Below are 13,442 nucleotides of genomic sequence, written 5' to 3'. Positions count from 1 at the left end.
CGAGCATCTCTGAGAGGAGCATGCTTCGAGCGGACAAACGGATGATTCGCTCTACTGATATCAAGTTTTCAGTGTAGCCGATTTTCATCTGTATTTTAGATATCAGCTGACGCATCTTTTCAGGCTTGCCGACCGGACACCACGAAGAACCGCGTCATTGCGGATTTTGGCTGTCGGTTTGACGGCGGTCGCAACTTTGGTGGGCTCGGTTTGGGTTTCTGGCAGTCCGGCGGTAGTCGTGAAGGGCTCAGGGCTCCATCCCGCGGTTGCCTCAGGCCGCCACTGGCCGGGCTTCGATCCAGAGGAAGCGCTTAAGGTTGTAGGCGAGGTTGGCGAGCCCGATTGAAGCGGGGCAAGGCGCGGCCCGCCAAGGCGAACGGTGCGAAGGCCAAGGTCGAAATCGCCATCCCAGTGTTCGGGTACAAGACGCACGTCTCGATCGGTCGCAGGCACGGTCATGGGGCCGTCGAAGAGCGCGGTCGCGGTCAGGCTGAACCGCCCCGGGTTTCCCGGAGGCTGTCTGGTTTGGATCAAGCGGCCAAGGCTTGCACCTCGGTCTGGGCATAGTAGTGCGCTTCGGCTTCGGCGGGAGGGATATTCCCGATGGGTTCGAGCAGCCGGCGGTGATTGAACCAGTCGACCCATTCGAGGGTGGCGTACTCGACGGCCTCGAAGCTCCGCCATGGGCCGCACCGAAGGATGACTTCGGCTTTGAATAGGCCGTTGATCGTCTCGGCAAGGGCATTGTCGTAGGAGTCGCCGACGCTGCCGACGGAGGGCTCGACCCCAGCCTCGACGAGCCGCTCGGTGTAGCGCAGCGCCAGGTACTGCGAGCCCCTGTCGCTATGATGCACGAGCCCGCCGCCCTGGAGGGGGCGACGCTCGTGCAGGGCCTGCTCCAGGGCATCGAGCACGAAGGCGGCGCGGGCGGTTCGAGAGACCCGCCAGCCGACGATGCGGCGGGCGAAGACGTCGATCACGAAGGCCACATAGACGAAGCCGGACCAGGTCGCGACGTAGGTAAAATCCGCGACCCACAGGGCGTTCGGGCGCGGGGCCTTGAATTGGCGGTTGACCCGGTCGAGCGGGCACTTCGCTGCCGGATCGGGGATCGTCGTCCGCACCGTCTTGCCCCGCACGACACCCTTCAGGCCCATCGCCCGCATCAGTCGGGCGACGGTGCACCGGGCCACCCTGATCCCATCCCGGCCGAGTTGCCGCCAGACCTTGCGTACGCCGTAGACGTGGAAGTTCGCCTCGAACACGCGCTGGATCTCGACCATCAGCGCCGCGTCGCTCCGGGCCCGTGCCGGGAGCCTGCTGGGATCGGCGCGCCGTGCGGCATGAGCATGGTATGTCGACGGGGCGATCGGCAGCACCTTGCAGATCGGCTCGACCCCGTAGGCATCGCGGTACTCGTCGATGAACGCCTTCATCGTTTGAACGGGCGGTCGAGCTCCGCCATCGCAAAATACGCGCTCGCCTTCCTCAGGATCTCGTTCGCCTGCCGGAGTTCGCGAACCTCCCGCTCCAGCGCCTTGATCCGCTCGCGCTCGTCCGTCGTCGGGCCGCCCGCTGACCTTGGTCCCGCTCGGCTTGCCGAACCCAGTTCCTCAGCGTCTCGCCCGAGCAGCCGATCTTGGCAGCGATCGATTGCATCGCGGCCCAGGGCGAGCCGTACTCGCCCTGATGCTCCTGGACCATCCTGACCGCCCGCTCGCGGACCTCAGGGAAGAAGGGTGGGATATGCTTCGTCATGGCTCCAGTCTCTCAAGTGTTGGAGCCTCCGAAAATCCCGGGGCGGTTCAGTCCTGCGCCAGCGCATTGAAGCCGATCCCGCGCTGGCCACTCCATCTTACAGACCGCTCAAGCCCGGCATCCTCCGGAAAGCCCTTCGCATCGTCGTGGACGCCAAGGAGGTCTCACAACCAGACACGTCTGGCTCGGCTTGGTGATATTGGCACCGAACTCGCCACGGTGCTGGTCCGCGAGGCGCTGTACCGATCCTTCGCCACGCGCAAACAGGTGGCCGCCTATGCCGGCCTCACGCCGAGTCCGTATGCCAGCGGGGACCGGCAGCGCAACCAAGGTATCTCCAAGGCCGGCAACTCGCTCTCGCGCAAGTCTATGATCGAACTGGCCTGGCTGTGGCTGGGCTATCAGCCCGGTACCGGGCTTGTACGCTGGTTCGTCGAGCGAGTTGGAACCGGGCGCATCCGCAAGATCACGGCGGTTGTCCTGGCGCGCAAGTTGCTGGTCGCTCTGTGGCGCCATCTTACCACCGGGTTGGTTCCGGAGGGCGCGCGCCTGAAAGCCGTCTGAGAGATCAAGGTTCGTCCGCCAGCCGGTCGACGGCACGTCAGTGGAGCGGGGTCGGTGTGTGGTCGGAGTTCGACGGGGTTTGCTGCCGTTGCCAAAGATGGGCCCCACCGCCCAGAGCCGGTTCGCCTCACATGAGGTATCTTGGTGAGGAACACCTTGTTCCGCCGGATACGAGTGGATCAGCGAGCCCAGAGCTCGCGCGACAAACCCGGCCCCCCGCTCGTTCGAAACAGCGATTGCCGCCCATCTTGCAGAAACGCCCCATACGAGTCGAGCTCAGGCTGCGGCAATTGTTCGGGTAAAAGAAATTTTGCGTCAAAATCACTGACCGGGACCGGGTTTGATTGGCCCGCAAGGAGTAGGAAAAAGAGCCCGGCACCTCATGCTACTCAATAGGTTGATGAGCTGCATGCGATATACGAACAAAGCCATCATCAGCAGGGAGATAACGCCAACTGCAGCCGAGGCGAGGAGGCTGGGAATATGCTGCTGTGGCTCCAGCGAGGTGTTTCGATAAATCATGACACTGGTGAGCATGATCGCAGAGAGCAAGATCGGGACTAAGATCGCACGAAGCTGCCGTCCGACCGAGATTCTACCGAACCGTTGCATGAGGTAGAGGCTCAATGGGGCGATGACGACGATGCGAGAGCCCCACGCATACGTAATGGCTATGGCGTCGAGCCCCTTCGTCAGCCCCACCGCCGTAAGGGTGACGAAGCCGGCGAGTGCGGTGAGTGGTACCATCACGTATGGATGACCGGCCGCCCTTAGAAACGCTCCGGTAAACGCCGTCGCATAGGTAAACACGCCCGACAGGCATAGGACTTGGATCAAGGGGATGGCACCAATCCACTGTTCCCCGTGTAGCAGGGGCACCCAATCCGGAGCAGTTGCAAAGAGGCCAAGAAAGGCCGCCGACGCCAGAAGGCTCATCCCTTCGCTAGCCTGAAGAAAGGCACTCTTCATCCGCTCTGGGTTGTCGCGCAGGGCCGAGAAGGTCGGCAGTCCTAAGCGCGCCACCAGGATGCCGAGGATGTTGCCGATCATCTCCGTGGCACGCGTGGCAAGACTTACGAACCCGAGCGTTTCTACCCCGTGGATGACGCCGACCAGGATGAGGAATACGCGGCTCATCGCGGCCCACAGGGTACCCTCGAGCATCACCGGCAAACCGAATCGCAATAGGTCTCTCAGATGCGCCCAGGACATCTTTCGGCGCGGCCACCGAGAAGTTGTACTCCACAGTACGACCGTTGCGACGAGGTTTTGAAGCACTCCCGCAGCAACGACACTCCAAACGCCCGCTCCCCACAAAGCAAGACCAACAGCTGACAAAACGTAGGTGATTTTGCTCAACAACACTCGTTTTGCGATCGTTCGTGAGCGCAGCTTGCGCTCCAGCATCGCCATGGGGACGAGATTGAGACCAGCAAACAGGCAGGCCGTCCCCTCAATCCCGAGGATTAAACCAAGCGAATGCTCACGACCAAGCAGTTCAAGGTACGTGCCAGCGATGACACAGCTTGTGAAACCTGTGAAACCCAGGAGGAGGCTGCCCCAGAATGCGCTGTCGTAATGGAGGACTTGAATGGGCCTTTTTTGAACAAGGGCTTCGCCTAAACCTGCTCCGCAAACGGCTTGGATCAAGAGAACGGCCGACTGTGCGTAGGCAATAAGGCCAAATTCTGTTGGGCTGAGTAGCCGAGACAACACCACAAGGGAGATGATGCTGATCGCGGCCGACCCAACTGAGTCGAGCGCTGCCCAAGGTATGGCTCTTGCGACCTTATGTCGTTGCACTTGGGCACCACGAGAAAATCTGAAAATCTGTGTTTCAATTAGCAAGCTTCCGTAGAACGCCTGCAGGCCTGAAGTCAATTAGATCGCATCATTGTGATGAATGGTTACGTGGCCACGCTAAGGCTAATTTTTGCTCTGCTCCATTGATAAGTGCCGATTTAGGCGCCGTTCCATGGGGCTCGAGTCATCCGCTTGACGAGGATCAGCGTTGCGGCGAGGACGAAGACGGCGAGCGCAGAGGACGAGGTGGCCTCGTGATCGCGGGCCAGCCTGCGTTAGAGGGAGATTCAGCTGAGGCTGCGTTCGATGATCCACTGCCTAGTGCAGTGACGCGGACGGAGGATTCACGCGGACGATGAGACGTGTGAGTCTGGGCAATGGCTCAGACGGTATGCGTGCTCCTCGATGCGACCGACGCGGCACGGCTGGCTGCGATTGCCAGCGACCGCTCCCGCCCGCTCAAACACACCCAGCGCGCCCGCATCGTCCTGCGCTCGGCGGAGCGCTTGAGTGTCCAAGACGTCGCTCGGCGGGCGGGCGTCAGCCGCCCGGCCGTATGGCGCTGGCAGCGGCGCTACGCCGAGGCGGGCGTCGAAGGTCTGCTGCGCGACAAGACGCGTCCGCCCGGGACACCACCCCATTCGACCGAGACGGTGGCCGAGGTGCTGGCGCTGACCTGCTCGGAGCCGCCGGGCGAGGTCACGCACTGGACCGGCCGTGCCGTGGCCCGCGCTGTCGGGAACTCGTTGCGCGCCGTGCAACGGATCTGGGACGCTCACCGCCTCCAACCGCATCGACTGCGCACGTTCAAGCGCTCGCGCGACCCGGCCTTCGCCGCCAAGGTCGAGGATGTCGTCGGCCTCTACATGGCTCCACCCGCCCACGCGGTGGTGCTGTCCCTCGATGAGAAGAGCCAGATCCAGGCACTGGAGCGGACCCGCCCTGACCGTCCGCTCGCCCCAGGCCATCCCGCCGCCCAGACCCACGACTATACCCGTCACGGCACCACGACGCTGTTTGCCGCCCTCGACGTCCTGGCGGGCACCGTGCTCGGCCGCTGCATGCAGCGCCACCGGAACGGTGAGTTCATCCGGTTGCCGGGACGCCGTCGAGGGTGCCGTCCCGCCCGGCAAGGCGATCCACGCGATCCTCGACAACGTCGCCACCCACAAACATTTGAAGGTACGCGCCTGGCTCGCCCGGCACCCGCGGCTTCACCTTCCACTTCACTCCGACCTCGGCCTCGTGGCTCAACGCCGTCGAGGGCTTCTTCTCAGCGCTGACCCGTCGTCGGCTGCGACGCGGCTCCTTCACCGGCGTCGTCGACCTGCAGGCAGCGATCAAACGCTACATCGCCGAGCACAACCGGAACGCCAAACCCTTCGTCTGGACCAAGCCAGCCACCCACATCCTCGCCGCCGTCAGCCGATCCCCTGAACCATCCGTCTGAGTCAGTGCACTAGGCCGCGGCAGAGGCCAGATCCGCCACGTTTTCAGATTTTATTAACCGCCTGAAGTCCGAAGCAGACCCCGAGCAGTTGGTTCTGCTCGCGGACCGTCCACGCACCGGCCAACCCAAAACCCTTGCGCAGCCAGAGCATGGCCTCGAAGCCTTGGATCGTGCGCCGGGCCGTGTGGAATGACCGGAAGCCGCCGATCCGGGGCATGTTCTTCTTCACCCGGAAGTGATCGCTCTCGATACCCTGCTGCAGATGCTTGGTGACGTAGTGGGCGGGCGCGCGGGGCAGTAGGCCCTCCTTGCGGCTCTCAGCGATAGCCGGCGGGTAGGTCCCGGCGCCATCGGTACCAACACGATCCGGGGCAAAGAGGGGTTCGGCCGAAAGCACCTTGCGCAAAAAGCGCTTGGCCGCGTCGAGGTCGCGCCGGGCGGTCAGGAGGAAGTCGATGGATGTGCCGTGCTTGTCGATGGCCCGGTACAGGTAGCGCCACTTACCGCGCACCTTGATGTAGGTTTCGTCGATACGAACCGAGCCGCAATGCGGTTTGCGGAGCTGGCGTAGCCGCTTCTCGATCAGTGGTGCATAGGCGAGCACCCAGCGGTTCAGGGTGCTGTGGTCCACCTCCAGGCCGCGCTCCAGGAAGAGCTCCTCGATGTCACGGTAGCTCAGCGGATAACGCAGGTACCAGGAAACGGCCTGCACGATGAGCGCCGCCTCGTAGTGCCGGCCCCTGAAGTCGGCCTTGGCGCGCTGTTTGAGCTTGGCGGCGATGGCGGACAGGATCATGAACAGCCTCCGGAACGGAAGGCGCCATGCAGGCTGTATGGTCAACGCGGGGTAAACGCCCGCGCGACCGCGTTTGCGACAGGCCCTTCAGCCCTGACCCACGGCACAACGCCCCGGCTTATAAGCCGGGGCGTTCGTCATTTCGGCGAGTTTTATGCTTCGGCAACCGTCACCAAACAAGGTAGGCACCATGTCACTAAAACGGTCGTTTATCCGACAACGTTTACCTTACTGACTAGGCGCTCGCCGAATTTGATCGATGCTACTGTCTGACAAATCGGAAGCTACGGTGATTACGCGCGACCGCTTTTGAAGCTGGATCGCTGCGATCTTCGGCATGTCGTTTGATTTGCTCTGAACCACAGCAGGCTTAGGCGCCGCTTTTTCACTAACCTGCGTAGGACTACGCTTGAAATAGGGTTGCCGTTCCGGCCCGCATCCCTCGCAGATGGATACGAGCCAGGACTGCCAGAGACCGTTAGTTTTCTCGCGCATAGACTCCGCTCTCTCGCGGTGCACAGAGGCGATCTTGAAAGTATCGAGATCTAACTGTTGAGTAAGCTTCGTAGAAGCTTCAAGTTCATTCACTCTCGCACCATCAGATTCTTGAGCAAGCGACGGGCCCGTAACAAATATCAACACAGTGGCGGCGGAGAGCAAACGCATGGTTAAGTCCTTTTGAGACCCAACTGCGCATTCGGGTTTGTGTTCAAAACGATTTTGACGCTTCACGAACGCGATACAGATCGCCAAGAGACTCGTACGTTTGACAGTCACAGCTTCTAGAGCGGAATTGCAACTTCAACGATTGAGTCTGAATAACGGTCGTTTTCCCTACAAGAGAGACAGGCAATGCAGGCGGAAGAGCTTTTCTACGTCATAGACCTTCGCCCGGAATGGACCGTGAACCCCTGCATAACGCTGTGGCGCCCCAACGACTCAGGTTACGCCTACCCCCGCGCATGGGCGGGAAAGTACACCCGCAAGCAAATTGATGAGGGCGGCGAACACTACGCAACGAAAGGGGGCGGTCGATACTATCAGAGGTTCGCTGTTACCTGCGAAACCGTCGAGCAGATGGCCGCGCCTCTTTCCGAAAAGATTGTCGACTGCTGGAAAGAAGGGCCTCATATCTTAAACAGCGGCAAAGCTCGGGTGGCGCTTCGCCGCGCCAGATACCAGCCGGCGGCCGATTTAACGAACGCACCGCTGGCGTAGGCGAAACGTTCGTAAGCCTGACGTCTAAACCCGTCAGGAAAGCCTATCCCAAGTTCACCTTCGACTAAGGAGTGGTACGCAGCTGCCGGCAGCGTGCACGCCCCTTCTGGATCAAGCTCAGCGTTCTGATGTGAGACGCAGGATCCGGCCATGATCCTCGTCGGTCAGTAGGTAGACAGAGTCGTCTGGCCCTTGGACAACATGCCGGATACGCTCACCCATTGGAATGCGTTCCTCTCCCGACACTCGCGATCCGTTGAGCGTGAGGCGGATCAGCGCCTGAGAGGCGAGCCCGGCCAGCAGAAGGTTCCCACGCCAGGCAGGGATAGCCTTGCCCGTGTAGAAGGTCATGCCCGAAAACGAGATTGAGGGGGTCCAGTGTTGAATGGCGTCAGCTAGGTCTGGCCGTGTCGGTGGTTTCGGGATTGAGCGACCGTCCACGTGCTCGCCCCAACTCACCAGGGGCCAGCCGTAGTTGTGGCCTGGTTCGATGATGTTGATCTCGTCCCCGCCGGTCGGACCAAACTCACCCTCCCAGAGTGCGCCTGTATCTGGGTGGATCGCGAGACCTTGGATATTGCGGTGACCGTAGGACCAAATCTCAGGCCGAGCACCCTGGCGGTTTGCGAATGGATTGTCGAACGGCACTAATCCATCCGGGTTGATGCGGATGATCTTTCCCATGTCGGCGGAGAGGTCTTGGGAGAGGTCACTATTGAAGCGGTCGCCAGTCGATATGAACAGCTTGCCGTCAGACGTGAAAACAAGGCGTGAGCCAAAATGGTGGTAATCACTAGTGCCTACAGGCTGCTGTCGAAAGATGACCTGGAAATTCTCCAAGGCAGTACTAGCCGGGTTGAGCCGTCCGCGTCCGGCGGCCGTAGCCGCGCCGTCCTCACGCGGTTCGCCGTAGGTCAGATAGACGAGGCGGTTCTCGGCAAAGCCGGGATCGAGTGCCACGTCTAGGAGACCGCCCTCTGCGATATGGACTGATGGTGTGCCATCGAGCGGGCGCGAGACCTCGCCCTCCGCGGAAACGACGCGCAAGTGGCCGGCCCTCTCGCTGACCAGCAGACGTCCGTCCGGTAAGAAGGCTAAGCCCCAGGGATGATCGAGTCCGCCTGCGAGGGTCTCGACAATGATGTCGGTCTTTTCTGTCTTGAGGCACTGCTGCGGCTTCCCGGTGGCAGCCACCGAGATCAGAGCGAGCAAGCTGCCAGTGAGCAAAGTCGATCGTATCACAATCCCTCCGAGCCCTACTTCACTCTGCAACCACGGAACTCTGCTGAAGGATCAATCACGCCGAACGAGGTTTTGGCCGCGAGGTGTTCGACACTCTGGCAATTCATGTGGCTTGTCCGAAAAGGAGGGTTTTAGGCGAGCATAGATAGGAGGTCGCTGATCCTGCTGTTCCCGGCGAAGCGGGCGAATAGTTCGAGGCTGACGTCCACCATCCGCTTAGTTTTCGAGACCACGATGGAGCGACGTCGGAAGCGGGCCAGCCAGTGCCGCGGGACGCGCGTTGTCCCGCTCGACGCCGTGAGTTTCGTCCGTGCCGGCATAGCGCTGCCCGACGGGCAGGAGCACGTCATAGACGGCGTAATCGTCTGTGCAGTAGAGCCGGGTGCGCCAGCGCGTGAGCCGCTCGATCAGGCGCTCGCAGGTGGCCTTGTCACGACCGCCACACTCCCAGTCTACGAGCTGCCCTGAAGCACGATCCCAAACTTTCCAAATCCAGAGCGGTTCGGACTTTTTTTGAGATAGTGCCACATCTCATCAAGCTCGATCACCACCGCCCGGCCTTCCGGCTCGGGCTTCTGCGCGTAGGCGGCCGCGAACTGCTCCAGCCAGGCTTGGATCGTGGGTGTCGAAACACCAAGCAACTTGGCGGTGCGGTTCATCGACAAGCCGCTGACATAGAGCAGAACCGCAGTGGCTTTCATGACCAGCGGCTTGCCGCGGGCGGGCGTGTCGGTGAAGTTCAGGCTGCAGGCTTTGCACCGATACCGCTGCTTGGAGCGCATCAGCCCGTTCTTGACCTGGTCCTCGCTCCCGCACCGCTTGCACCGCAGCCCCATGGTCGACCTCCTGACAGACGTAGGCTCGTTGGCAGGGCAGACGAAAGGCCAAGTCGTCGCTCAATGGCGCGACAAATCCGGAAATCCTCGCGCAGCAAATTTTCATGATGATATGCTAATAGTTGTCGCGCAAAAGCCAGTAGCGTCTGACGTATGAAGAGACGGCGAACGTACGTCGAGCGCTCTACTCGTTTATAGCATTACCTGGGCACTTCAACGGATTCTGATGCGTTGTCTGCTCTCAAGATGGATTGGGGCAGCGTTAGATCTGGATCGCGAGGGAATGGACTGATCGGCCCCCACGCGGTGGTCCAAGGGTAAAGTTAGTGCGCGGTAGGCCTGGAGTTGACCCCGTTTGTGGTCCACGGCCTATGCAAGTTCTCGGGCTGTGACAGCTTGGTTGGCGAAGGCTCGGGGCGTCAAGCCGCCCAGGGCCGTGTGGGGTCGATCTTCGTTGTAGTGGCACCTCCATTCCTCGATGCGGTCGCGGGCATCAGCCAGAGACAGGAACCAAGAGGCGTTCAGGCATTCCTCTCGTAGGCGGCCGTTGAACGACTCGACGTAGGCGTTGTCGGTGGGCTTGCCCGGTCGGGAGAAGTCGATCTCGACCCCGTTCAGGTAGGCCCACTGGTCGAGCATGCGACCGGCGAACTGCGGCCCATTGTCGACCCGCAAGCTCTTGGGCCGTCCCCTCAGCTTGACCAAGGCGTCGAGCGCCTCGGTCACTTGGTAGGCGCGGAAGTTGGCTCTCGGTGTGAGCGAGAGCGCCTCTCGCGTGTGGCAATCGACGATGGTCAAGATCCGGAATGGACGTCCGTCGAAGATGCGGTCGGATACGAAGTCCATCGCCCAGACCTCGTTGGGCCCACCGATCCCTGGCCTACCCTGACGATACCGCCAAGCCCGCTTGCGCTTAGGCAGCTTTGACCGGATCGATAGCCCCTCGTCGCGGGTTGTTCCGGTAGGTGCGCTTGTGGTTCACCTCCCAGCCCTCCCGTCGCAGCAAGATGTGCAGCCGTCGATAGCCGTAACGGACCCGTGCGGCGGCCAGCTCCTTCAACCGCATCCGCAGAGCGACTTGCGGGTCGGCTCGCTTCCTGTAACGCTGGGACGAACGGCCGAAGCCGGTGGCCTGGCAGGCCCGACGCTCACTGATGTCGTAGGTCACCTGCAAGTGACCGGCGACTTCACGGCGAACGGCGGGCCTCACCACTTTCGTTTGAGCACGTCCTGCAGCATCGAGCGGTCCAGCGTCAGGTCAGCGACCAGCCGCTTGAGCTTACCATTCTCGTCCTCCAGCTGCTTGAGCCGTCGGATCTCCGGCACGCCCATGCCGACGAACTGCTTCTTCCAGCGGTAGAAGGTCGGCTCAGATACGCCCATCTTCCGGCAAACTTCGTCCACCGAGGCGCCGTTCTCCGCCTGCCGCAGGGCGAAGGCGATTTGTTCATTCGTGAAGCGTTTGCGAGGCATGGCATCCACCCTCCTTCAGGGTTCAGGATGCCCGAAAAACTTGCGCTCAGCGCGGACCAGTTTGCTGGGTTAGGGTCACCGGGCACGACGTCATCACGGACTTTGCCGCCGGCAGCACCGGGCATGACATCGTGAAGCTCCTCGGCTTCGGCTACTCGTCATTCGCTCAAATCCAAGCAGCCCTGGTGCAAGCGGATGAGAATGTGCAGCTGAAGCTTCAGGACGGCAGCTACGTTAGCTTCCTCAAGACGAGTGTCAGCCAGTTTGATGCGGGCGACTTCGTGCTGTAGGCGCTCGCGCGCTCGACGCCTCCAGCCCCGAACCACAACACAGCGCCCTGGCTTATGAGCTGGGGCGTTCTTCGTTCAGCATGAGACTGATAATCCGCAGCTGTTTTAAGGCGCTATCCCCGGCGGAATGTTCCAAACGTCATCGTGAAAGCTGTAAATAAAACGATTGTTTTCCTTTCATATCGAGTTTTAGCACTGGAGACGGTCTTTTCGGGAGGGTTTTAGGGCTGCATAGATGACCTACCTTCTGGACCCTTGGGGTCTATAGGCGGTTGGTTGGTATCAGACTTCAGTAACACTACGTCCCCGATCTTCAGTTTGAACTGATGGCTGATTGGAGTTAATGAAGCGCCGCCGTCCCGCATACTGATTGTCTCCAACCCGCGCAAAGTTAAAGTGCGATGTGTCCCGCGGTCGTACGCGCTGGCCATTTAGTATCAAACGCCGTTCGAGCTTGTGCTGTTCCATTTCAAGCAAGATGAGATCCTGTTTGATTACTACTCTAGACGGCGGGACGTGGAGGAACCCGGTGTAGGCCGGATCACCGCACTGGACTCCCGTGCGACAATCGATGAGGCCGGGCGCTTCGCTCACTGCCGCGACGTTTGCGCCCACTTCGGCCTGACGCCGCGTCGCTAACAGTATGGGGGACGGCTCGCTCTAGTCCGATCACCAAGACCGGCGACGCACTTATGGCGCCACGCGCCGTACGAGGCCGCCACCAGCATGCCGGTGAACGCCGACGAAGCACTGCGCCCTGTGGAACTGGACCCTGGCTGTCACCATGCGTCGTGTGCTGCAGAAAGCGCGCGTCGCCCCCGCGCGTCGCCTTGCTGTCGTATTGCATTAGATGAGGCGTGATGAAAGCGTGATCCAACCGCAGGGCCGGCTGACCACGATCTGAGCCGACCACAATCGAGTTCCGCGCACGACGCGGAATGGTGTCCCCGTGGGGACGAAGGTTAGGCGATTATAGAGCTGCTCCTGTGCCCGGCATCATTAGATGCCAAGGTCGCGTTAGGGAGATTGGTCCCGCCGCCCTTCAGCACCCCATCCTGAGGCGATATCGGCTCGACCTCGAAGAGGTTCATTTGATCACCGGGGGATCCCATAATCCGTTGACACGCGCATGTTGATCAAAAAGAATGGCAATTTCGATGGCCTCAACGCCTGGCTTCACGACAAGTGCTTACGCTGGAGATCTTCTAGTCGCTGATAGGGAAGCAAATCGCAATGGATCTCTGGCAAAAAAACTCCTGCAACCGCATCCAACCGCTTTCGTCCTTCGGCTATCGACCGCCTGCGCCAGTAAGCTTTCCGGATCTAGCCTTCCGGCAACCCATAGCTGCTACCGTGCTATACCCTCGCAAAGGGCACGGTCCAAGATACTGCTTAGGTCAATTCCAGCGCGGGCGCACCACGAATCATTGTCCGACTCCGACAAGACTCACCACCGCGTCGGCCGAGCGCGACTCTATCGAATGACCGACTGATCGTAGTTCAACGATTCGTATACATAGCCGTTGGTCGAGGCGACACAACCCGTCCGGTAATTGACTCACCTGGACGCCGGGTCAAGCGGTTTCGCGTCCCTTGCATACGGGCTTCTCGCGAGCCCCCGATGGCAGGTCCTCCGCTCCCTCTGCATACGCCTGCGTCACACAAGCGAGGAGAACAAATACCGCTGCGCATCCGACGCGAACTTTGGTCAGACGCACGGGCTTGAAACCTCACATGGGGGCCAGGGCGATCACCCCAGGCTTACGGCGGACGTGACGACCAGAACGGTCCTGACCGGGCGCCTCCGCGACATGACGGTAGATCGGTGTCCACGACAAGGGCCGGGCCCTCTCCGCCCCAGGTGCCGTGGACAGCGCCAAGCATGCGGTGCGATCCATCCGTACGGTCTCAGGCATCATGCCTCTTCCGAAATCATGAATCGCAAAAAGTTCCCTTGTGAGGACCATAAATTTGAAGCTCAAACTTAAGTATACGCTGTCGCAACCCATGTT

10 protein-coding genes, 3 pseudogenes and 1 other annotated feature are annotated in these 13,442 nt (G+C 60.9%); of the genes and pseudogenes, 5 read left to right on the top strand and 8 right to left on the bottom strand.

Features of this window, described 5'->3' with window-relative positions:
- Positions 1-530 precede the first annotated feature (530 nt).
- Positions 531-1,758 (bottom strand): annotated as a pseudogene (locus OF380_RS14300) (IS3 family transposase).
- Positions 1,362-1,478, bottom strand: a sequence feature (AL1L pseudoknot). Its footprint overlaps the pseudogene before it by 117 nt.
- A gap of 219 nt (positions 1,759-1,977) precedes the next feature.
- Between OF380_RS14300 and OF380_RS14295 the strand changes: the two are divergent.
- Complete coding sequence (locus OF380_RS14295) at positions 1,978-2,322, top strand: transposase (protein ID WP_264045112.1); 345 nt, start codon at positions 1,978-1,980, stop codon at positions 2,320-2,322.
- 321 nt (positions 2,323-2,643) lie between these two features.
- Here OF380_RS14295 and OF380_RS14290 read toward each other — a convergent pair whose 3' ends face one another.
- On the bottom strand, positions 2,644-4,203 hold the full coding sequence (locus OF380_RS14290) for a lipopolysaccharide biosynthesis protein (RefSeq protein WP_264045110.1): 1,560 nt from the start codon (positions 4,201-4,203) through the stop codon (positions 2,644-2,646).
- Positions 4,204-4,502: 299 nt separating this feature from the next.
- On the opposite strand from OF380_RS14290, the pseudogene OF380_RS14285 reads away from it, so the two are divergent.
- Positions 4,503-5,575, top strand: a pseudogene (locus OF380_RS14285) (IS630 family transposase).
- Between the two features lie 43 nt (positions 5,576-5,618).
- Here the strand turns inward: OF380_RS14285 and OF380_RS14280 are convergent.
- Positions 5,619-6,371 (bottom strand): IS6 family transposase, encoded by a 753-nt coding sequence (locus OF380_RS14280; RefSeq protein ID WP_264045108.1) that lies wholly within the window; start codon positions 6,369-6,371, stop codon positions 5,619-5,621.
- A 228-nt stretch (positions 6,372-6,599) separates the two neighbouring features.
- On the bottom strand, positions 6,600-7,037 hold the full coding sequence (locus OF380_RS14275) for a hypothetical protein (protein ID WP_264045106.1): 438 nt from the start codon (positions 7,035-7,037) through the stop codon (positions 6,600-6,602).
- 186 nt (positions 7,038-7,223) lie between these two features.
- Between OF380_RS14275 and OF380_RS14270 the strand changes: the two genes are divergently transcribed.
- A complete protein-coding gene (locus tag OF380_RS14270) occupies positions 7,224-7,589 on the top strand; it encodes a hypothetical protein (RefSeq protein ID WP_264045104.1) in 366 nt (121 codons plus the stop codon).
- A gap of 117 nt (positions 7,590-7,706) precedes the next feature.
- On the opposite strand, the gene OF380_RS14265 is transcribed toward OF380_RS14270, so the two are convergent.
- The 4 genes and pseudogenes from OF380_RS14265 to OF380_RS14255 form a co-directional block, all read right to left on the bottom strand.
- Positions 7,707-8,801: a PQQ-dependent sugar dehydrogenase gene (locus tag OF380_RS14265; protein WP_404810460.1), complete on the bottom strand. Its 1,095-nt coding sequence runs from the start codon at positions 8,799-8,801 to the stop codon at positions 7,707-7,709.
- A gap of 246 nt (positions 8,802-9,047) precedes the next feature.
- The gene (locus OF380_RS28800) at positions 9,048-9,359 is read right to left on the bottom strand and encodes an IS1 family transposase (RefSeq protein ID WP_404810459.1); all 312 of its coding nucleotides are present in this window, start codon (positions 9,357-9,359) and stop codon (positions 9,048-9,050) included.
- Positions 9,284-9,667 (bottom strand): IS1/IS1595 family N-terminal zinc-binding domain-containing protein, encoded by a 384-nt coding sequence (locus OF380_RS14260; RefSeq protein ID WP_449817390.1) that lies wholly within the window; start codon positions 9,665-9,667, stop codon positions 9,284-9,286. Before OF380_RS14260 ends, OF380_RS28800 begins: the two co-directional genes overlap by 76 nt.
- Positions 9,668-10,036: 369 nt before the next feature.
- Positions 10,037-11,140, bottom strand: a pseudogene (locus OF380_RS14255) (IS3 family transposase).
- 131 nt (positions 11,141-11,271) lie between these two features.
- On the opposite strand from OF380_RS14255, the gene OF380_RS14250 reads away from it, so the two are divergent.
- A complete protein-coding gene (locus tag OF380_RS14250; protein ID WP_264045100.1) occupies positions 11,272-11,430 on the top strand; it encodes a hypothetical protein in 159 nt (52 codons plus the stop codon).
- Positions 11,431-11,886: 456 nt separating this feature from the next.
- Positions 11,887-12,069: a transposase gene (locus OF380_RS28795; protein WP_404810458.1), complete on the top strand. Its 183-nt coding sequence runs from the start codon at positions 11,887-11,889 to the stop codon at positions 12,067-12,069.
- Positions 12,070-13,442 lie beyond the last annotated feature (1,373 nt).

It is taken from the genome of Methylobacterium sp. FF17 (genome assembly GCF_025813715.1).
In the GTDB taxonomy this organism is placed as follows: Bacteria; Pseudomonadota; Alphaproteobacteria; order Rhizobiales; family Beijerinckiaceae; genus Methylobacterium; species Methylobacterium flocculans.
The sequence above is the reverse complement of the archived record's forward strand: the minus strand, read 5'-3'. Positions and strand labels throughout refer to the sequence as shown.

What these genes read in the sequence shown, in the direction of transcription:
- OF380_RS14280 (WP_264045108.1), bottom strand. Translation starts at nt 6,371, where the DNA reads ATGATCCTGTCCGCCATCGCCGCCAAGCTCAAACAGCGCGCCAAGGCC.
- OF380_RS14275 (WP_264045106.1), bottom strand. Translation starts at nt 7,037, where the DNA reads ATGCGTTTGCTCTCCGCCGCCACTGTGTTGATATTTGTTACGGGCCCG.
- OF380_RS14270 (WP_264045104.1), top strand. Translation starts at nt 7,224, where the DNA reads ATGCAGGCGGAAGAGCTTTTCTACGTCATAGACCTTCGCCCGGAATGG.
- OF380_RS14260 (WP_449817390.1), bottom strand. Translation starts at nt 9,667, where the DNA reads ATGGGGCTGCGGTGCAAGCGGTGCGGGAGCGAGGACCAGGTCAAGAAC.